General features: G+C 46.2%; 15 protein-coding genes and 1 pseudogene. 12 read left to right on the forward strand and 4 right to left on the reverse strand.

Features of this window, described 5'->3' with window-relative positions:
- Positions 1-92 precede the first annotated feature (92 nt).
- Together AB5935_RS05765 and AB5935_RS05770 are read left to right on the forward strand one after the other, a co-directional pair.
- Complete coding sequence (locus AB5935_RS05765; RefSeq protein WP_177795372.1) at positions 93-1,379, forward strand: DUF3575 domain-containing protein; 1,287 nt, start codon at positions 93-95, stop codon at positions 1,377-1,379.
- The gene (locus tag AB5935_RS05770) at positions 1,376-2,359 is read left to right on the forward strand and encodes a DUF5119 domain-containing protein (RefSeq protein WP_368327355.1); all 984 of its coding nucleotides are present in this window, start codon (positions 1,376-1,378) and stop codon (positions 2,357-2,359) included. Before AB5935_RS05765 ends, AB5935_RS05770 begins: the two co-directional genes overlap by 4 nt.
- A 209-nt stretch (positions 2,360-2,568) precedes the next feature.
- Here the strand turns inward: AB5935_RS05770 and AB5935_RS05775 are convergent, their stop codons facing one another.
- Positions 2,569-3,462 (reverse strand): fimbrillin family protein, encoded by an 894-nt coding sequence (locus AB5935_RS05775; RefSeq protein WP_368327356.1) that lies wholly within the window; start codon positions 3,460-3,462, stop codon positions 2,569-2,571.
- 289 nt (positions 3,463-3,751) lie between these two features.
- Here AB5935_RS05775 and AB5935_RS05780 point away from each other — a divergent pair, with 289 nt between their 5' ends.
- The 3 genes from AB5935_RS05780 (at position 3,752) to AB5935_RS05790 (ending at position 8,995) form a co-directional block, all read left to right on the forward strand.
- Positions 3,752-7,741 carry an ATP-binding protein gene (locus tag AB5935_RS05780; RefSeq protein ID WP_368327357.1) on the forward strand — a complete coding sequence of 1,330 codons (3,990 nt, stop codon included), beginning with the start codon at positions 3,752-3,754 and terminating at the stop codon, positions 7,739-7,741.
- Positions 7,742-8,016: 275 nt separating this feature from the next.
- Entirely contained in the window at positions 8,017-8,475 is a 459-nt protein-coding gene (locus tag AB5935_RS05785) for a DUF5119 domain-containing protein (protein ID WP_244058081.1), read from the forward strand.
- A 136-nt stretch (positions 8,476-8,611) separates the two neighbouring features.
- A complete protein-coding gene (locus AB5935_RS05790) occupies positions 8,612-8,995 on the forward strand; it encodes a hypothetical protein (RefSeq protein ID WP_244058080.1) in 384 nt (127 codons plus the stop codon).
- Between the two features lie 104 nt (positions 8,996-9,099).
- Here AB5935_RS05790 and AB5935_RS05795 read toward each other — a convergent pair whose 3' ends face one another.
- The 3 genes from AB5935_RS05795 to AB5935_RS05805 all read right to left on the reverse strand — a co-directional run bounded on the left by AB5935_RS05795 (position 9,100) and on the right by AB5935_RS05805 (position 11,921).
- Entirely contained in the window at positions 9,100-10,143 is a 1,044-nt protein-coding gene (locus AB5935_RS05795) for a fimbrillin family protein (RefSeq protein ID WP_368327358.1), read from the reverse strand.
- A 286-nt stretch (positions 10,144-10,429) separates the two neighbouring features.
- Positions 10,430-11,380, reverse strand: coding sequence for a DUF5712 family protein (locus AB5935_RS05800; RefSeq protein WP_244058078.1), 951 nt, complete (start codon positions 11,378-11,380; stop codon positions 10,430-10,432).
- Positions 11,370-11,921, reverse strand: coding sequence for a BfmA/BtgA family mobilization protein (locus tag AB5935_RS05805; RefSeq protein ID WP_368327359.1), 552 nt, complete (start codon positions 11,919-11,921; stop codon positions 11,370-11,372). The genes AB5935_RS05800 and AB5935_RS05805 overlap by 11 nt, the downstream gene beginning before the upstream one ends.
- Before the next feature lie 615 nt (positions 11,922-12,536).
- Here AB5935_RS05805 and AB5935_RS05810 point away from each other — a divergent pair.
- The 7 genes and pseudogenes from AB5935_RS05810 to AB5935_RS05840 all read left to right on the forward strand — a co-directional run bounded on the left by AB5935_RS05810 (position 12,537) and on the right by AB5935_RS05840 (position 20,388).
- Positions 12,537-13,478, forward strand: coding sequence for an amidoligase family protein (locus tag AB5935_RS05810; protein ID WP_244058076.1), 942 nt, complete (start codon positions 12,537-12,539; stop codon positions 13,476-13,478).
- 8 nt (positions 13,479-13,486) lie between these two features.
- The gene (locus tag AB5935_RS05815; RefSeq protein WP_244058140.1) at positions 13,487-13,732 is read left to right on the forward strand and encodes a hypothetical protein; all 246 of its coding nucleotides are present in this window, start codon (positions 13,487-13,489) and stop codon (positions 13,730-13,732) included.
- Positions 13,733-13,958: 226 nt separating this feature from the next.
- Complete coding sequence (locus tag AB5935_RS05820; RefSeq protein ID WP_309296073.1) at positions 13,959-14,186, forward strand: hypothetical protein; 228 nt, start codon at positions 13,959-13,961, stop codon at positions 14,184-14,186.
- 59 nt (positions 14,187-14,245) lie between these two features.
- Positions 14,246-15,910, forward strand: a pseudogene (gene istA, locus AB5935_RS05825) (IS21 family transposase).
- A complete protein-coding gene (istB, locus tag AB5935_RS05830) occupies positions 15,897-16,670 on the forward strand; it encodes an IS21-like element helper ATPase IstB (RefSeq protein ID WP_368327360.1) in 774 nt (257 codons plus the stop codon). Before istA ends, istB begins: the two are co-directional and overlap by 14 nt.
- A gap of 426 nt (positions 16,671-17,096) precedes the next feature.
- A complete protein-coding gene (locus AB5935_RS05835) occupies positions 17,097-17,567 on the forward strand; it encodes a helix-turn-helix domain-containing protein (RefSeq protein WP_007855205.1) in 471 nt (156 codons plus the stop codon).
- A 64-nt stretch (positions 17,568-17,631) separates the two neighbouring features.
- On the forward strand, positions 17,632-20,388 hold the full coding sequence (locus tag AB5935_RS05840) for a PL29 family lyase N-terminal domain-containing protein (protein ID WP_368327361.1): 2,757 nt from the start codon (positions 17,632-17,634) through the stop codon (positions 20,386-20,388).
- The last annotated feature ends 29 nt before the right edge of the window (positions 20,389-20,417 follow it).

Here is a 20,417-nt window from a genome sequence, read left to right on the forward strand (position 1 = left end):
TATTTTCTTCTAATATACGTTTTGACAAACTTTATTCACCCCTTGCGTAATTGCTAACATTTCAGTAATTTTGCAGGTAATATTCCAAAACGATGAAAAAGTTATTTGTTTTCTTGTTATTGAATGCCTGTATGGTGGACATGGCAATGTCGCAGATAATTGCAGATTCCGTGCGGATCCTTTTTCAGCCGGGAAGCAGTCGGATAAAACCCGGTTCAAGTGGCAACGCGTTGTATGTTTTTGCCAAGAAAGTGCGCAGATGCGACAGTGACGGAAGTTTGGAACGGTTAGTGGTACGGGCATATACCTCACCTGACGGGGTGAGTACGGCCAATTTACAGCTCAGTGCCGACCGTTGCCAGTCTGTCGCCGACTACATTATATCCAATGCTAAAATTGATGCGGACCGGATTGACAGCTATCCGTGTGGGATTGCCTGGGATAAACTTAGACGTATGATCGCCTCCGACCATCATGTGCCGGGACGCAGGGAAGTGCTTGACATTATAGATTATACCCCGATATGGGTACATGATGCCCAAGGCAATATTTCCGGAAGTCGCAAGAAAAGCCTTATGGATTTTCAGGGCGGACAGACGTACCGATGGTTAAGAGAGCACTTCTTCGAAGGATTGCATTATGCGGTCGTGGAACTTTATGTGAAGAAGCCGGAAAAGGAATACAATAATCATATCCCGAAAGATGATAAACCGCTTGCGATTGGAAATTTACAAACAGAGCATGTTATTGATACAACCTTTTTACAGATGAAAAATCCCGGTCTGCAGGCGGATTGGATAAAGAACCCAATGATGTTTCCCCATATCCCGGACGGAGAGCATACGGCACATCGCATGGCACTGAAGACCAACCTACTTTATGCTGCAGCGTTGTTGCCGTCCATCGAATTGGAATGGAGGCTTAACAACCGCTGGTCAATGGGCTTGGAGGGTAGCATTGCTTGGTGGAAAAAACAGGAAGAACATAAATGTTTCCAACTGGCCGTGGCAGGCATTACCGTGCGTCGCTGGTTTCGGGAAGGAAGCCTGCGGAAAGGATTTTATACGGGGGCCTTTGCGGGAGCAGGACTGTATGACCTTGAAAATGGCAAGAAAGGATACCGCGGCGAAGGTGTGCTTGCAGGAGTAAGCATAGGTTATTTGTGGCCCGTGGGCAAACATTTTGCAATTGAAGCTGAGGGCGGAGGAGGTTGGATGATGACACGTTATAAGGAATATATCCCCTATGAAGGGCATCATTTGTATGTGCGTACTCAAAATTTAAATTTCTATGGCCCCCTGAGATTAAAACTGTCGCTTGTTTGGTTGTTGGAAACGGTTGCGCATTACAATAAAAAAGAGGAAGGAGGAAGAAAATGAAACACTATTCTATATGCCTTCGACCATTTAGGCAACTTTCCCTGCCTGTTATCCTGCCGGTTTTGCTTTCAACGTTTGTTTCGTGCAGGGAGGAGCTTTGCTACAACCACTTCGGCGAGGCGGAAGTCTACTTTCAATGGCCCGAAACATCTCCTTCGGAAGAGGTTTTCCCCGAAGGTGTGACCCTGCTGGTCTATGGTGACGATTCGGACCAACCCACCGAAAATTTTATCTCGCCCACAGGCGGCAATGTGAGCTTTGGAAGCGGAAAAGCCCGGTCTATACTGATATACAACAATGACACCGAAAACATTCGCTTTTTCGGTTTCTCACAGCCCACTACCGCATACGCCACCTCTACTCCGGCCGGCCGGTCCGTTTCTAGCAGTATCCGCAGGTTACATCCCGACGAACCGGCTCTCAATCCCCCTGACATACTCTATGCCGCCTATGTCGAGTCATTACCCGACCTTAGTTCCCACGAAAAGCTCGACCTCTCCTTCGACATGAAAAAACTGGTGACTGCCTATGAAATCACTTATGAATTCGAATATGGGGGCAACCGGATTGTCCTTGCGCGCGGTGCACTGGCGGGGATGGCGGAGACAGTCCTCCTGCATAATGGTGCCACACCCCAAAGCGGAGCCACGCTACTCTATGACTGCGATCTGACCGGACAGAATGTCCGTGCCTCGGTTCTCTCATTCGGCGTGCCGGGCTATCCGAAAAACAGTGCGGCTACGCGCATTTCCCATCGTCAAACGCTGCAACTGGAGGTGAAACTTATTAATGGCAAAGTCAAGGAATTCGTGTTTGATGTCACCGATCAACTTGCCGACCAGCCTCGTGGTGGCGTAATTCATGTTTCGGGATTACGTATTGAAGACAATGAAAGCTCCAGTGACTCCGGCTTTGATGCGGATGTTGATGACTGGGGCAACAATGAGGAGATAGATTTGCCGGTAGGCGGACAACAATGACAGGAAATATTCCTGAGGTATTAGCGGGGAAAGTATAAAAGAAGCGGGAGCCGGACAAAATCGCCCGGTTCCCGTTTCTTTTCGGTAATGCCACTTTGTTCGGTTAACTGCCTACATTAAAATCCGGTACCGTCGATTCCGTCCAATCCTCAATGCCGTTGCTGGCATCAACAGAGAATTCGATTTTTCTACTCCGGCAGCGCTGCCGTTTACTGTAATGTTGTACGTATAAGATGTTGCGATAGCCCTGTAGGTTGAAGGTTACTCTTTATATAATCGCTCTTTATGACATCGGAACCTTGTTTGACGGTAACCTTGAAACTCAACGTGACGTTATTTGAGGTATAGGTAACAGGAAGCAAATATCCGGACTGGGTAGTAAGTTCCTTGGCTTCAATCGCTTCAGTTTCTCCATCGGCAGGTTTCGCAGCTTGAATCACGTTGTCAGATCCTTCGATACTCAGAGGTACCATAGTCCACTCGCTATTGGCAAGATTGTATTCTATTGTGCGTGACTGGTTACTCCATGCTCCTGATTTGGATGAGAAATCAGCCTTGTCATACACATTGTGTAATTCTACCTCTGAGATTTCAATGGTGAAGCCCGGATCAAATCCGCTTTTGAACGAAGCCTTCACACGCGAAAGCAGATGTTTGAAACTGAAGGAAACAGCCGAGTTACCTGTTTCCTTGCCGGTAATAGTTCCGGATTCCGCATAAATTAGGTCATGCTGGTGACCTTTGTTGCACACGAAATCGGTAATATTGAAAGCACCCGCATCCGAACCTGTTGTAGCGAATTCGGGAATACACTTGGTCAAAGCCATATTCTCACAGTTGTGTGCATAAAATTTGTAGGCGGCATCCTTTACCCAATATTTGGAAGCTCCCTCATACGTCCATTTACCGGCGTCTTTCGAAACTTCCACTCCGCTGAATATAGTACGATAGTCGGAAACATCCTTTGGGGTATAACCACCATAACCTATGAATTTGTTGAAGTTATCATTAGTCAGCACACGGGTGACATTCGTGCTGAAACCAATTGCAGCACCGGATTCGAGAGCTTCTTCAATAGGGTTGGTGCTTGTGTATATGCCCATTAGCAAATTAACCGCTACATAAAAAAAAACTTTTTTAATCAGTAATTAGCTTTTATTCAATTTGTAATATAAATTTAATACATAGCGCACGTGCTACCAAAAATATTATTTAAAATTTTCATATTGACAGTAACAAACCTGCCCTTTACACATCCTGTAAGCCATTCTCGTCTTTCTGCACGCGGGATTTGCATTATAAAAGACAATGAGTGACCTGCATTGACTTTTTTCTTTAAATAATTTTATTATTTTTGCGGAAAACTTTTAAGTCAACATAGTTTTACGACAAATGACACACTTTCAGAATTCACGGAGAGCTCTTTTTATATTTTTCTTACTGATAGCCATTCCCTGTGTCTGCAAGGGACAAATATACAAGTATTTGGGCATAGAGGACGGGCTGAACAACCGGAGAATTTTCCGCATCCAGAAAGGCGGGCGCGGATACATGTGGTTCCTTACCCAGGAAGGAATAGATCGTTATGACGGAAAGACCGTTAAACATTACACCGTTCTTGACGGGAACATGGAGGTAGCTCCGCATGTCAATCTGAATTGGTTATATACGGACAGCAGTCATACGCTGTGGACCGTGGGAAGAAAAGGGCGGGTCTTCCGTTATGATGCCGTTTGTGACCGCTTCCTTATGGTTTACAAATTTCCCGGCCTACAAGATACGGAAACAGCCACGCTACATTATGCCTGCATGGACAATAATGACCGTATCTGGCTTTGTCACGGTGACAGTATCGTACGTTATGACATCCGTACGGGTACCACGGAGAGGCTGAACTCCCCGTCTACGGAAAATATTACCGCCTTCACCCAGAAAGACAGCACGTACTTTTTCATCGGGACATCAAACGGGCTCCTGCAGGTCCGGGAAAAGGAGGGTGTGCTGGAAACGGTTACAGGCGCATGCACTGACAATATACGCACACCGGTAAGCGAACTGTATTTCCATACCGGTTCGAAGAAACTGTTTGTCGGGACTTTTAAGGAAGGGATACTGATGTATGACACGCAGGCCGCACCGGCGGTTGTCGCGGACGGCACACTGCAGAACGTGGGTATAAACCGTATCGCGCCTTTCGGTGAAAGACAGCTGCTGATAGCTACGGGAGGCAGAGGCGTGTACAGACTAGATGTGGATTCACTGGGTGCCAAGCCATATATTACCGCCGATTACGGCAGCTACAACGGAATGAACGGAAACAACATCAACGATATATATGTGGATGAGGATGGCCGTATATGGATGGCCAACTATCCTACTGGTGTCACTGTACGCAATGACCGTTATAGGAGTTACAAATGGCTCAAGCACTCGCACGGTAATAGCAGTTCGCTGGCTAATGACCAGGTGCATGATGTCATTCGGGACGGTGAGGGTGACCTGTGGTTCGCTACCTGTAATGGAATCAGCATGCTTAACAGCACCACAGGACGATGGAGGTCGTTCCTCAGCAATTCCGAACGCATAACGGACGATGACAACCATATTTTTCTGACCCTGTGCGAGATATCACCCGGCATTATCTGGGCGGGAGGATATACTTCGGGCATATACAGTATCGACAAACGTACAGAGACGGTGAAATACATCTCTCCCTATTCTCTGGCCGGAATACGCCCCGACCAGTATATCAACGACATAAAAAAAGATTCCCGAGGGGATGTATGGTCGGGAGGCTATTACAACCTCAAGCGTATCAATCCCGAAACCGGTACCATGCGCTTGTATCCGGGGCTGGGTTCGATCACCACCATACAGGAGAAGGATACGGATCGGATGTGGATCGGTACCACCATGGGCCTATATCTGCTTGACAAGCAACGGGGGGATTACCGTCGTATAGACTTTCCGGTCGAGACGGTCCATGTCAGCGCCCTGTACCAAGCGGCGGATGGCACTTTGTATGTGGGTACGAGAGGGGCGGGACTGCTTGTATATGATATTGCAAACGAAAGGTTCATCCAACAGTACCATACGGACAACTGTGCTCTTGTCTCCAACAACATTTATATCATCATTCCCCGGTCGGACGGCAGCCTGCTGCTTGGTACGGAGAACAGTATTACCACTTTCCTGCATGAGGAACGGACTTTCCATAACTGGACGGCGGAGCAGGGACTCATGAGCGTATGCTTCAATGCCGGTGCTGCGACGTGGTACAGGGACAGCCTCGCATTCGGAAGCAATGATGGCGTCATCGTGTTTCCGGCCGACCTGCAGATTCCCGCGCCGCAGTTCTCGCGGATGCAGTTGAGGGACTTTGCAGTCGCTTCCCAACCGGTTTATTCCGGTGAGGAAGGCTCGCCACTAGCGAAGGATGTTGACGGTACATACAAGCTTGAACTTGGTTATGGCCAGAACACATTCTCCCTAGAAGCAGTATCCATCAACTATGACTATCCTTCCAACATTCTGTATTCATGGAAACTGGAAGGTTTCTATAATGGCTGGAGCCATCCCTCTCTGGATGGCAGGATACAGATTACCAATCTTCCCCCCGGCAAATATAATTTGCGTATCTGCGCCATATCCAATGAGGAGAAATACAAGGTCTATGAAGAGAGAGACGTTATTGTACATGTCGCCCGTCCTCCATGGCTGGGGACATGGGCTATAGCAGGGTATATCCTGCTGGCTATAGCGGCTACCACAACAGCTTTCCGTATAATTATGCTGCGGAAGCAAAAAAAACTGTCGGAGGAAAAGACCCGTTTTTTTATCGGTACCGCCCATGATATCCGTACCCCGCTTACTCTGATAAAGGCGCCGCTGGAAGAGATGGTGGAGAGGCAACAAGTGAAACAGGCAGGGGAAGATAATCTGAAAATGGCCTTGAGAAGCGTGAACAATCTACTGCGGCTGGTGACCGACCTGATCAATTTTGAAAGGAGTGACATGTATACTCCACAGCTATATATCGGTGAGTATGAACTGGACAGCTATCTGGAAAGCACTTGTGAGGCTTTCCATACATATGCGTCACTGAAAAATATCAGTTTTACCCGTACAGGCGCAACCTCTCGTCTGAATGTGTGGTTTGATAGGGATAAGATGGATTCCATATTGAAAAACCTGCTCTCGAATGCCTTGAAATACACTCCCCGAAATGGCAGTGTACAGGTCCGTGCCTTTACGGAAGGACATACATGGGGCATAGAGATAACTGATACAGGAATCGGAATTCCCGCCAAGGACAGGAAGAATATTGGTGGAAGGTTCTTCAGGGGAAGCAATGCGGTTAACCAGAAAGTGCCGGGAAGCGGAATCGGGCTGATGATGGTCCAAAGATTGGTACGCCTGCACAAAGGAAAGGTTGTTATAACCAGTACGGAAGGGGAAGGCACTTGTGTACGGGTTACATTCCCTGTGGGGAACAGGCATTTGCGCAAGGCACACATTGTCACGGTGGCAAAAGTGGAAGACACCATTCCGGTACCGCTGGAAACAGCTCCTGCCGGAATGCGGGAGGAAACGGCAAGGAACGGGGAAAGTCCATACCGCATACTTGTAGTGGAGGACAACGATGACTTGCGGGGATATCTGGAAGGGCTGCTGGCACAGGAATACCATGTTCAGGCGTGCATGAACGGACGGGATGCGCTGGTTGTAGCACGGGAATACAATCCGGACCTGATCCTTTCGGATGTCATGATGCCAGAAATGGGTGGCGACGAGCTATGTGCGGACATCAAGTCGGACATTGAAACATCCCATATTCCGGTCATCTTGCTGACGGCACTCAGCGACGAGAAGAATATGCTCAAAGGATTGGACAAGGGGGCGGATGCCTATATTACCAAGCCGTTCAGTATAAATGTGCTCAGGGCGAATATCCGAAGCATACTGGCGAACCGCGCACTGCTCCGCAAGGCATATGCCAACCTTGAATCCGGATCAGGTCCTGTGCCTGAGGGATGCAGCAACGTGGTAGACTGGAAATTTATTGCCGCTGTAAGGGAATGTGTTATGGAACATATTAGCGATCCGGATTTCAATGTGGATACACTCTGTGAAATTCAGCACATGAGCCGTACAAGTTTTTTCAACAAGCTCAAGATGCTGACAGGATATGCACCGGTGGACTACATCCGCTCCATACGCCTGCAACATGCGGCAAGATTGCTCAAACAAGAAAGATGCCCGATAGCGGAAGTGGCAGATGCCACCGGATTCAGCGATGCCAAATATTTTAGGGAGGTATTCAGGAAGTGTTACGGTGTAAGCCCCAGCGAATATCGTAAGGAGGCAGCAGGGAACCGGTAATAACGGAAGAAAGCCTTTAGAGTTAGGATATAAAGTGACAACTGATAAAGTTATAGCATACCATTAAAGTATGCTATAACTAAAACTAGAGTATATTTTGTTGTTTGTATGATGTCAGATTTTAATCCGAAAAAATACAGTAAGCAAGAGGCTGTTTTATACTTTTAATAGGTGGTGTATGGCTTATGGTATATAGTTGCGAGATTAAAACCGTCGCTCGTTTGGTTGTTGGAAACGGTTGTGCATTACAATAAAAAAGAGGAAGGAGGAAGAAAATGAAACACTATTCCATATGCCTTCGACCATTTAGGCAACTTTCCCTGCCTGTTATCCTGCCGGTTTTACTTTTAACGTTTGTTTCGTGCAGGGAGGAGCTTTGCTACAACCACTTCGGCGAGGCGGAAGTCTGCTTTCAATGGCCCGAAACATCTCCTTCGGAAGAGGTTTTCCCCGAAGGTGTGACCCTGCTGGTCTATGGTGACGATTCGGACCAACCCACCGAAAATTTTATCTCGCCCACAGGCGGCAATGTGAGCTTTGGAAGCGGAAAAGCCCGGTCTATACTGATATACAACAATGACACCGAAAACATTCGCTTTTTCGGTTTCTCACAGCCCACTACCGCATACGCCACCTCTACTCCTGTCGTCGGTCCGTTTCTAGCAGTATCCGCAAGTTGCATCCCGACGAACCGGCTCTCAATCCCCCTGACATGCTCTATACCGCCTATATAGAATCATTGCCGGAGTTTGGTTCCCATGAATCGACCTTTCCATCGACATGAAAAAACTGGTGAATGCCTATGAAATCACTTATGAATTCGAATATGGGGGCAACCGGATTGTCCTTGCGCGCGGTGCACTGGCGGGGATGGCGGAGACAGTCCTCCTGCATAATGGTGCCACACCCCAAAGCGGAGCCACGCTACTCTATGACTGCGATCTGACCGGACAGAATGTCCGTGCCTCGGTTCTCTCATTCGGCGTGCCGGGCCATCCGAAAAACAGTGCGGCTACGCGCACTTCCCGTCGTCAAACGCTGCAACTGGAGGTGAAACTTATTAATGGCAAAGTCAAGGAATTCGTGTTTGATGTCACCAACCAACTTGCCGACCAGCCTCGTGGTGGCGTAATTCATGTTTCGGGATTACGTATTGAAGACAATGAAAGCTCCAGTGACTCCGGCTTTGATGCGGATATTGATGACTGGGGCAACAACGAGGAGATAGATTTGCCGGTAGGCGGACAACAATGACAGGAAATATGCCTGATAGTATTAGCGGGGAAAGTATAAAAGAAACGGGAACCGGACAAAATCGTCTGGTTCCCGTTTCTTTTCGGTAATGCCACTTTTTTCGGTTAGCTACCTACATTAAAGTCTGTTCCCGGTGATTCTGTCCAATCCTCAATACCGTTGCTGGCTTCAACAGAGAATTCGATCTTTTCTACTCCGGCAGCACTGCCGTTTACGGTAATGTTGTACGTATAAGATGTCGCAATAGCCCATGTAGGTTGAAGGTTACCCTTTATATAATCGCTCTTTATGACATCGGAACCCTGTTTGACGGTAACCTTGAAACTCAACGTGACGTTATTTGAGGTATAGGTAACAGGAAGTACATATCCGGACTGGGTAGTAAGTTCCTTGGCAGCGACAGCTTCAGTATCTCCATCGGCAGGTTTCGCAGCTTGAATCACGTTGTCAGATCCTTCGATATTCAGAGGTACCATAGTCCACTCGCTATTGGCAAGATTGTATTCTATTGTGCGTGACTGGTTACTCCATGCTCCTGATTTGGATGAGAAATCAGCCTTGTCATACACATTGTGTAATTCTACCTCTGAGATTTCAATGGTGAAGTCCGGGTCAAATCCGCTTTTGAACGAAGCCTTCACACGCGAAAGTAGATGTTTGAAACTGAAGGAAACAGCCGTATTACCTGTTTCCTTGCCGGTAATAGTTCCGGATTCCGCATAAATTAGGTCATGCTGGTGGTCTTTATTGCACACGAAATCCGTAATCTTGAACGTACCTGCATCCACACCTGTTGTAGCGAATTCGGGAGTACCCTTGGTTAAGGCTATGTTTTCACAGCTATACGCATAAAACTTATAAGTAGCGTCTTTCACCCAATACTTTGAGGCACCCTCATACGTCCACTTGTCAGTTTCCTTTGATACCGCCACTCCGCTGAACACAGTATGATATTCACTGACATCCTTCGGCGTATAGCCTCCATATACCATGAACTTGTTAAAGGAGTCATTTGTCAGCGCACGAGTAACATTCGTGTTAAAACCAATCATAGCACCTGACTCTACATTTTCTTCAATCACATCAGTGTTTGTACATGCAGCCAGTGACAAAACGGCTGCCACACAAAAAATACTTCTTTTAATCATTTATGTTTAATTTAATAATAATTTGATGATTATAATCGCGGTGCAAAATTAGTAACAAGACGTCAAAAATCTTAATAATTCCCTGCGTATATTAACAATGTTTTAACCAAACAGAGGGTAACTTTGCACAAGTTAACATATCGCCTTTTATGAAACCTTGTGAGCGACCTTCATTTTCTCGTTTTCTGACATGTTGGATAGATTCTTAGATTAAAAAATATAAGTGAACGACACTGACAATACAATGTCTAATATCTTTGTTTTTATTAGAGAGTTTGAGCCACCCTTATCTGTCCCTTCCGGTAAGCAGGTTCACTCCAAGTCTTTTCAGTTCCCGAATGATCGCTTTTTTCGGGTCCACCACAAACCGGTAAAGACGGAAGGTGTTTGTGTACATGCGCCTTTCCTCCTTCAGTTCCCCCTGCAGGATCTCCCGTTTGAGTTTCGATACCGCCTCATTCTTCAGTTCGTTCTCTGCCTGCCAGTTCTCGGAATATTTTCTGAACTTCTTATCCTTCGAATGGTAATACGGGAAATAGCCGTACAGTTGGTTGAACTGTGAGGCGCACCGGGCGGACCATTGGGAGCGGTCGAATCCGACCACCACCTCCCTGCCGTCAAGTGTCTGGCGGTTACCCCTACTCTTTGACAGCGGGGAAAGGGACACGGTCTGTGTCCTGTCCATGCGGGAAACGATTATATGGATGTGCAGCTGCAGCCCCGGCTTCTTGCCCCCGGCCTTCGCCCTTCCCTCCCTCACGTCGGGATCGCCATTTTTGTAGTGCCGCTCCGTTTCCACGCGTCCGTACCAGACCAGGTCGTCCCCCGAGGTAATCCTCTCACGGTAGAAGTTCCTGGCGTACTCATCCATGCACTCACGGGCGAACCGTTTCATTTCAGCCAGTACATCCTCCTGTTCCTGGGGCGAGAGTCCGGAGAATTCTGCGACCTTCCTTCCGGTCACCCTCTCTATCAGGTGAGTCTGTTCCTCACCGGAGGGATTGACGGAGAGCATATAGAACTTGTCGTCCTTCCTTTTCAGGGTCCGGTGGTTGTTATCGATATGGAGTCTGACTGCCTGCGGCGTGACGAACTCCTCTCTTTGTGAGAAAAAATTATCATAGTAAGAACGCTCTTCCTGCGACTCCTTACTGAGATATTCCACCAGCTGGACACACTTTCCCTTGTTGTCAGACACCCCCGGAGTATTCACCGGACGGTGTGCCTTACAGTACATATTCCTCGTTGATCTTCTTGATGAGCAGCTGCAGGGTGGTGACGGGAACCTTCACCTCGTCGCTGAATTTCACCCGGGGGAACTTCTCCGGATCGAGCTGGAATTTCACCAGGTCGACCAGCCTGCGGAGCCTTTCCCGTTCCTTCTCCACATCCATAGCGGGAGCCTGTCCGAGGTCCGCAACCTGCTGTCTGAGCTGCCTGTTCTTTTCCTGCAGGTCACGCATCTCGTTCATCATTCTGGCATAGTCCGGGGACTCATGGATGCCGCCGGCCAGGCCGGCGGTTCTTTCAAGGATAGGCTTGAATATATCCCGCTCCTGGGACTTGACTATCCTGATGAGATCCTCCATCCGCTTTTCAAGCAGAGCCGTAGGATTCCTCGAAGCATAACGGGGATTGAACCCGGTCACTTCAAAAAAAGTAATCATTCTGTCTATGACAACATTGGGAGTGTCGCCTCCCTGAAAGACCTCCAGCCGTTTCTTCACGCTCGGGGAAACCCGGACCACTTTGGTCGAAACTTCCTTACCTGTATTCATTTTTGTCACGCTTTAAAGTTTTAGCACAAAGATAGTTCAAAAGCATACCGGAGTCAAGTGTCACACCTTGATTCGGGAGATAAGATATTATAATATCCTGAAAATTAGCAAAATGCCACGTCAGTTACGGAAAAGTTGACGCAAAGTTAACGATGGGAGCGATTATATATCAGCATGTTAGCTGTTTTTTGTAAACGGATTGTTGCGGACAAGTTTACAATAGATATTTGTAATACGTTAATTATCAGCGCTCTGCGTTGATTCATGTTCCCGGGTGCGGGAACTCCTCTTGCTCTTCCTTATCAGGAATTCACTAAGGGGGAGACCCCCTTAGCCCTCCCGGGTAAGGACGGTCCGGCGGTATTGGCGAGAGTTACCGGAAAACGGAAGGTGCCTCCCATGAAAACAACGGACACGTACCAGGGGCGGAAGACGGTTGGAGAGACGGCAAATCCCCCCCATGAAAGAAGAAAAACGCCTTCCCGGGGGCAGCCGGATACAACTTTTAGCAGAAGCAAAAGTAAGCTAACATGCTGATAAAGAGCGTGCTGATATTTGGATAAGTGAAGAAAAATCGTTACCTTTGAAGTATAATAATAAAGGAGATAACATTTTATGAATGAACAAGTTAGAAACATTTTGGCGGAAAACGGCACAAAGACTTCAAAGATACGGAAACTTCTTCTGCTCGGACTCACCCATCGTGAGATTGCCGACCTTGTAACCCGTGGAAACCGTGGGTTTGTATGGAACGTCTACAAGAGAATGAGGGACGAGGGGCTGATCGCATCCGCAGGAACCACCACCGCCACACCCGAACTTGATTATTCTTTCAGAAGAAAGTTCGGTGTCGAGATAGAAGCCTACAACTGCACATGCCAGCGGCTCGTACGCGAGCTGGCAGAAGCGGGAATCCAGGTGGCCTCGGAAAGATACAACCATGACCTCCGTCCGCACTGGAAACTGGTAACGGACAGCAGCCTGAACGGGAATGACACATTCGAGCTCGTAAGTCCCATACTGGAGGGAGAGGACGGACTGGAGGAACTGGAGAAAGTCTGCTGGGTGCTGGACTCCTGCAATGTCAAGATTAATGGAAGCTGCGGATTGCACGTGCACATGAATGCGGAGGACTTCAACATCACCACATGGCGGAATCTGCTGCTTTCCTACAAGCATGCCGAAGCGGAAATAGACAGGTTCATGCCCGCCTCACGCAGGGGCGGCGCGAACACCTACTGCGCCTCTCTCACATGCTTCCCCGATGAGCGGATACGCTCGGCACGGAATATCAGGGAGCTTCAAAGCATATTTCCCAGCAGGTACATGAAAGTGAACCTTCAAGCCTATTCACGCCACAGGACGGTGGAATTCAGACAGCATTCGGGAACCATCAGTTTTACAAAAATAGAAAACTGGGTGCGTTTTCTCGACAGAATGATTACCTTTGCATCCGTAGGTTCTCTGCCTGCAGGAATCAGACTGGAAAATTTTCCTTTCCTGGGAGAGAAACAAAAGTTGTATTATAAATTAAGAACAAAAAAATTAGCAATATGAACGACAGTATGAATAATGTGAACAAGAAGACATATATGTTACCGGGCGACGAGCGTATCGTCGCCGGTGACGCCAAAGAGTTTGTGCATGAGCTCCGTACGGGCAGCTGGATGGATTCCGACTGTACCGACGAACAGTACATGTGCAATTTTGCCGAACGTTATGTGATACAGGCCGGGGTGAGGATTGCCACCGATACTCCGGAACATTTCCTTTCCGATCTCATCCGGACCGGATATGCCAAGGAAATATAACGGACGGCATCTCCTTTATTATTACCGTGTCCCCATTCTCCTTTCAAGGGAATGGGGATTTTTTTGTTCCCGCGGGTGACGGAGGAAGACTCTCTATGATACTTGAATGTGGAAAATACTTTTATATAGAATTAAGTAAGTTACTTTATAAGTATAATGTAAAACATCCGTTTGAAAAATGCATATACTTATTATTGCATATATTTGTAAAAATGAACAATGAAATATGGACAAAGTGGTTTATGTACATCTGATTTTTGAGAAGAAGGATTATTTTTTCGGCAGCATAGCCGCCATTTATGACCATCTGGACGCGCAGCGGGTCGGAGCCAGCTACAACACGCTCCGGAATGTACGCTGGAAGGACACGTCAGTCCACACGACACCCAGGGCCGTCGTCAGGATCGGAAGACTTCTCCGTGCCGGTAGGGGCGGAAGAGAAAACGTACCATAATACTGCGGCCATGGGGAAGTCCGGCAAGGCATGTGAATTGTAACTTTACCGGTGGAAAAATGGAAAAGGCGGTGTCGCACCTCCACGGGAGACGGCGGCACTGTCCCACACTGTAAGAATGTCTGTATCTTTGCCGGCTCAACAAAGAAACCGACATCGTAATGGAAACAATGAGCCGATTTTTTAAAGACAAACTGTATATGTGGTACAAGGTAAGAGAACTTCAGTCCAAAGGACTCAACAAGACACAGACCGGAAAATATCTGGGTGTGGACCGGAGCACCGTACGGAGGTATCTGCAGATGAGCCGGGAAGAGCTCGTCAGAAAGCAGAGCACACACCGCAAGTACGAGTTGAAACTGGGAAAGTATGAGGAATACGTACGGGGCATGCTGGAAGAATACCCGTACATCTCATCCGCCCGGATGCATGACTGGCTCAAGGAATGTTATCCTGATTTCCCGGTTGTGTGTGACAAGACCGTATTCAATTTTGTGGAGAGGGTACGCCTGAAGTACGGAATCGGGAAAAAGTCGGAGGCGCGCATACGCCGTGATTATGAGAAACTGCCGGACACCCCTTACGGGGAGTACGCCCAGGCGGATTTCGGAGAAAAATGGATGCCGGCACGGGACGGCAGGAGCACGAAGGTGTATTTTTTCGCCATCGTGCTGGCACGTTCACGCTACAAGTTTGTACATTTCAGCCGCAGGCCCTTCGACACGGAGCTGGCGGTGTATGCACACGAACTGGCATTCGCATATTTCGGGGGCAAGCCCGAAAAGATCGTCTATGACCAGGACAGGGTGCTCATAGCGCGGGAGAACCTGGGCGACCTGATACTGACCAGGAAGTTCCAGGCGTTCGTCAGGGAGCAGCATTTTCAGCCGGTATTCTGCCACAAGGCTGATCCCGAGTCGAAGGGGAAGGTCGAGAACGTTGTGAAATACGTGAAGGAGAACTTTCTGGCGGCCCGTGTGTACCACGATGTGGACACACTGAACGGGCAGGCTCTCCTGTGGCTTGAAAGGACGGGGAACGGAAAGGTGCACGGAACGACACATCTGGTTCCGCATGAGGAGTTCGCGGTGGAACAGGGGTATCTCACACCTTACCACGGCATCCCGCAGCAGCCGCAGGAGGAGATGAGGGAATACCATGTGCGCAAGGACAATACCGTGCAATACCGGGGGAATTACTACAGTGTTCCGTGTGGAACCTACCGCAGCGGGGAGACGACGCTCTGGCTTCAGGAAACTGACGGGCATGTGGAACTTTACAGCAAGAATACGGGGAAGCTGGTGGGCAGGCACGAGCTCTGCACCAGGAAAGGAAAGACGATCTATGATGAGGAGCACAGGAAACCGAGAAATACCGGGGCCGGCAAGCTGGCCGAACGCATCCTTATTTATGTGTCCGGAAACCGGGAAGTCGCCTTATGGATGGAGAATCTCAAGAGAAGGAAGGAGCGCTATTACAAGGACAACCTGGAAGTGATCCTGCGGATCATTCCGGGATTTGACAAAAGTACCCTGATAGAGGCTGTTCGGATATGTCTTGACAAGGGCATCTACAACGGCGAGTCTGTCAGGAACCTGTGTGAGCATGTGTGCAGGAGCCGGGGACAGGATAAGGGAACAGCATATCCGGACGGTTATCCGGGGGTACAGTCCGGGGCGATGCGGTCATATAACGAAATCTTTGCGGGCCATGACAAAGCGTAGGAAGGAATTGGTGGAATATGCAAGGCGCCTGAAGCTGCCGAACCTGGCGGAACATATGGGAGCGATACTTCACGAGGCGCAGGAAAAGCAGCCGACTTATCCGGAGTTCCTGCTTGCATGTCTGGAACGGGAGGTCCGCGACAGGGAGAGAAAAAATTACCTGTGCCGGCTCAAGGCGGCGGGGCTTCCCGCAAGGTATGACCTAGACACATATGACTTTGAAAGGACGGACGGCATGGACGCAAGAAGGCTGCGCGAATTGCGTGAGCTGGTATGGGTGGGCCAAGCATACAACATTCTTTTGACAGGCTGTTCCGGAACAGGCAAGACTTTCATTGCCGCCGGGCTTGTCCATGAAGCTGTGAAGGCGGGGTACAAGGCATACATGGTGACACTGGAGGAACTGCTCACCTGTCTGAAGACAAAGGAGCTCTCCCGCCATGCCATGAAAACTTACAAACGCATAATGAAGGCACAGTTGCTGGCTATTGACGACGCCACACTCTTTCCCCTGAAAAGAGAAGACGCACTGCTGCTTTTCAAACTGGTGAATGAATTCCAGGAAAGGACATCACTTGTCATCACGGCAAACAAGCCACTCGTACAGTGGCTGGAACCTTTGGAGGATGAAGCGGTCACGGCAGCCCTGCTTGACAGACTGCTTTATTGCTGTGAGATAATCAGGTTGTCGGGAACAAGTTACCGGATGGAGAACAGGAAAACAATTTTTAGCAATCATGAACAGGACATAGGGACGTAAAAAGAGTTAATGTCTGTAAACTACCAATGCAACAAAAGTGGGATATATTAAATTACATAAAAATGTGGTATCCAAATTTGCGAGGTACAGAAATAGCTATATAAATATAGACAAATACAATTTTTATATAACAAATGAGGAAAAAATCTACCTTATTTTTATGAAAGATGCACCAGCTTATAAAGTATGGATTCTTAATATGTCGTATTTATCCTGTTTCACATAACAGCCTGAAAACAACCTGAAAAACGATTATTTTACGGGATTCTATATTTTTTTATAGGAAAAATGCACAAAGTTTCGACAAAACATGTATATTTGCACCGAAATAATGTTTCAGCCTATTAAAAAACAGGAAAAAACGAATCCGTAGACAACATTTAACAATGGTGTATGGCGGAGGAAATTTAAAGGGATAAAGACAGTATGGAATATCTATTTCTAAGACGTAGGGAGACCAGATCCACTTCTCAAAGACAGAAGAATTTGCTCTTCAAAGCTGCTGAAAAGCACTGGGAGGAGGAATTTGTCATGAAAGGTAGATGCAAGAGGAAAATAGATTGTCTGATCTACAAGAATCTGCTTTACCAGTTGGAAATAAAGAAAGTGTTTTTGGATCCGGAATTGTCTTTGAAAAAGCTGTGTGCTATGATTGATACGAACCAGACCTATCTTTCCAATGTGGTGAACAGGTATTTTGATTGTAATTTGAAAGAACTGGTAAACAACTACAGGATAGAATATGCGAAGGAACTGTTAAACGTAGGGATATATTCTTTGGACGAAATTCCGAAACGATGTGGCTTTGCATCCAGAAGTCCTTTTTATGCGACTTTTAAGAAAATGGTTGGGATGACACCTTTAAAATATATGATAAAATTCAGACAAAGCGATTAAGTCCTTTTGAATAATATGTACAACCAATTTTTATTTTTTTTAAATTTATAAATTTAAATTCATTATGAACAAAAAGTTTTTAAGTGCAGTTCTGTTCGGAGCCTTAATGGTTTCGTCAACAGGAACATTTGTGTCTTGTAAAGACTACGATGATGACATTGATCGTATCGACAATACGTTGAACGATCTGAAGTCTCAGATTGCGGCTTTACAAACAGAAGTAGCCAACGGTAACTGGGTTACTAGCGTGACACCTACTGAAGGTGGTTTTACCGTAGTTTTCAAAGATGGCAACACTTATACCATTGTAAATGGTAAGGATGGTGAGAAAGGTGACAAAGGTGAAGACGGAAAAGGTACCGAAGTGGCAGTAAAAGACGGTTATTGGTACATTGACGGTGAAAAAACCGATTACTTGGCTGTTACTTCCGAAGACCTGAAAGAGGTGAAAGTACCTTACATTAGCGAAGAAGATGGTTACTGGTATTTCTACAATGATAAAGGTGAGGCTGAAAAATCTCCTTACAAAGCAATTGGAGCTGCTTATGCTGTAAATGCCGGTGGTGTGTTTACACTGTATATGCCAGATGCAAATGGTGTGATGCAGACTATCAAATTGCCTACTGCCGCATCCCTTATTTCTGGTATCAATATTTTGGATGGAAATACAAAACCGACAACTCAAGATCAGGCACTAAGCATTAAATATTGGGTACATTCAAACGCTTCTGCTGATTGGGCTGGTCCTAGAGGCAAGATTGCTGCGAAAAGTATTTTGTATTCTGCTAAAGCAGGTGATGCTGATATCTGTTTCAATTTGGATCCATCCAATGTGGATGCGACTGAAATGAGTTTTGCCCTAATAAATTCTCAAGATGGAGTCGCTCCTCTTGAACTGGTTTCACCGGCAGATTATAAGGAATTGATAACAAGACGTTCTGCAACTTATAATAACGGTATTTTTACTACAGGAATAGGAGAAGGTTCTAAAATTTTCACATATAGCAATGACGAAAGTGATTTTACTAGCCAGTTGCTAAAAACATCTGGAAATGTTATTTTTGCTTTGACTCCAAATGTTGATGGAGCAAACGTAAGATCTCCCTACCAAATTAAAGTAAACACAACAAAGAATCCTTCTGCAACACTAACCCATATCATCATTACTGGTGTGGATAATAATGCCAATTCTTATGATTGGTCTTCAAGTCTGTCTACATCAGGTGGATTAGCAACTATCAAAGTAGGTGTGGAAGCTCCTGTAACTGCAAAAGAGCCGTACAATTTGTATGACTTGTATATGACGGTAACTGATGCGGCAAAAGATAAATTCGGTTTGCTTATTGACAATGAAAAGAGAACAATTATTGCAACAAAGAGCCCTGATGACTTGACTGACGCAACATTTGATTTGACTGTGAAAGTTATGGACAATGCTGGACAGCAATATTCAAAGGTAGTTACAGTAACAGTAAATAGAACGATGGGTGAATCTGCATACGACAAACAAGAAAAGCCTTTGACTAAGTTGACCGATACATTTGCAGTTCCAGCTGAACCATTATTTACTTCTTTAGCAGGTAAAGCTAATGACTGGAAAGAATCTGTAGATTTGAGCAAAACTAAATTTGAGTTACTGCAAAAGAATTCTGCTGGTGATTTGGTTGCTGCAACAGAAGGTAATTCAAGTTTCTATGGTATTCTGGATGTAGCCAATACTGTTGCTCCTAATGGTCAAGCTAATGGTCATGTTGCTTTCTTGACTTCAGATAATAAGATTGCAACTCCTGCTACCTTGGCTAATATTCGCTTCAGCTTCAATATTCCAACAGTTGCAGTAAACGCTCCTGTTAAGATTGGTAAAGAATATTATATTAGACTGACATTCAAGAGCAAGGAAACAAGCAGTGTGGTTCTAAATACTATTACAGTTCCGTTTGAATTGAGCAAACCTGAATTGAATTCTATTTTGGTTAAGGAAAGTGGTGTATTTGTTGATGGTAATAATTTGGCTCATGCTTATATGAATGCAGTGGATGCTAAATGGGCTACAGGCGGAATTTCATCAACTTCTCGTTACTACATTGATAGAGCGTTTACCAATATGTATGAAAACTTGAAGAAAGTTGGTGACTATAGCTTCGATATCGTAACTAATGATGATCCTTCTAAACCAAGCAGCTATTACGCTGTAACTAATACAGTTGTAAAAACTGCTATAGTTCAACCAGACTATGCAGTAAGAAGCTATGTTGAGTTGAAGAATGTGGATGATAACGGAGATGGTATCAAGGATGGCTATAAGAGAGATTTGAATGTCAAGTTCACAGGTCATTATTTAGCCGTACAGGATGATTCTTATAAATATGGCGAAACTTATCAATTCCGCGTAATGTCTCCGATTCTTGAAGGTGAAGCTATGGCTGCTAACAATGTAGTTGAAGTTTCTGCTACTGGTAAAACTAAGATTTACAGAGAGGATATTTGGGCTAAAACTTACAACAACGATGTGAAGTATGATATCTTCAAGAATACAAATAAGTGGTCTAGAGATGATATTAGAAATGTGAAATTTGCCACAGGAAATGTAAATGTATTCCAAATGGTTATTGATACTCCGACTGATCAGGTAATTACTGGTGGTAAGGTAACAACTGATTCTTACATAGAAGTAGAAGGTGTTTCTGAAAACACAGCTAAGTTGAAAGTTGCTATTACAGATATCTGGGGTTACACGTTGAATAGCTCTGTTGATATCAAGACAACTTTGAATACCTTAATTCCGCAACACTATTATAAATTAAACTTTTTAAGTACCTGAGCAACAAAAAGTTGCTCAGGATTTTGCCA

It is taken from the genome of Phocaeicola sp. RTP21198st1_B8_RTP21198_201120, from assembly GCF_040929485.1.
In the GTDB taxonomy this organism is placed as follows: Bacteria; Bacteroidota; Bacteroidia; order Bacteroidales; family Bacteroidaceae; genus Phocaeicola; species Phocaeicola dorei.

Bases quoted from the DNA above. Each gene is read 5' to 3' on its own strand.
- AB5935_RS05765 (WP_177795372.1), top strand. From the start codon at position 93: ATGAAAAAGTTATTTGTTTTCTTGTTATTGAATGCCTGTATGGTGGAC.
- AB5935_RS05770 (WP_368327355.1), top strand. From the start codon at position 1,376: ATGAAACACTATTCTATATGCCTTCGACCATTTAGGCAACTTTCCCTG.
- AB5935_RS05775 (WP_368327356.1), bottom strand. From the start codon at position 3,462: ATGGGCATATACACAAGCACCAACCCTATTGAAGAAGCTCTCGAATCC.
- AB5935_RS05780 (WP_368327357.1), top strand. From the start codon at position 3,752: ATGACACACTTTCAGAATTCACGGAGAGCTCTTTTTATATTTTTCTTA.
- AB5935_RS05785 (WP_244058081.1), top strand. From the start codon at position 8,017: ATGAAACACTATTCCATATGCCTTCGACCATTTAGGCAACTTTCCCTG.
- AB5935_RS05790 (WP_244058080.1), top strand. From the start codon at position 8,612: ATGGCGGAGACAGTCCTCCTGCATAATGGTGCCACACCCCAAAGCGGA.
- AB5935_RS05795 (WP_368327358.1), bottom strand. From the start codon at position 10,143: ATGATTAAAAGAAGTATTTTTTGTGTGGCAGCCGTTTTGTCACTGGCT.
- AB5935_RS05800 (WP_244058078.1), bottom strand. From the start codon at position 11,380: ATGTACTGTAAGGCACACCGTCCGGTGAATACTCCGGGGGTGTCTGAC.
- AB5935_RS05805 (WP_368327359.1), bottom strand. From the start codon at position 11,921: ATGAATACAGGTAAGGAAGTTTCGACCAAAGTGGTCCGGGTTTCCCCG.
- AB5935_RS05810 (WP_244058076.1), top strand. From the start codon at position 12,537: ATGAATGAACAAGTTAGAAACATTTTGGCGGAAAACGGCACAAAGACT.
- AB5935_RS05815 (WP_244058140.1), top strand. From the start codon at position 13,487: ATGAATAATGTGAACAAGAAGACATATATGTTACCGGGCGACGAGCGT.
- AB5935_RS05820 (WP_309296073.1), top strand. From the start codon at position 13,959: ATGGACAAAGTGGTTTATGTACATCTGATTTTTGAGAAGAAGGATTAT.
- istB (WP_368327360.1), top strand. From the start codon at position 15,897: ATGACAAAGCGTAGGAAGGAATTGGTGGAATATGCAAGGCGCCTGAAG.
- AB5935_RS05835 (WP_007855205.1), top strand. From the start codon at position 17,097: ATGGAATATCTATTTCTAAGACGTAGGGAGACCAGATCCACTTCTCAA.
- AB5935_RS05840 (WP_368327361.1), top strand. From the start codon at position 17,632: ATGAACAAAAAGTTTTTAAGTGCAGTTCTGTTCGGAGCCTTAATGGTT.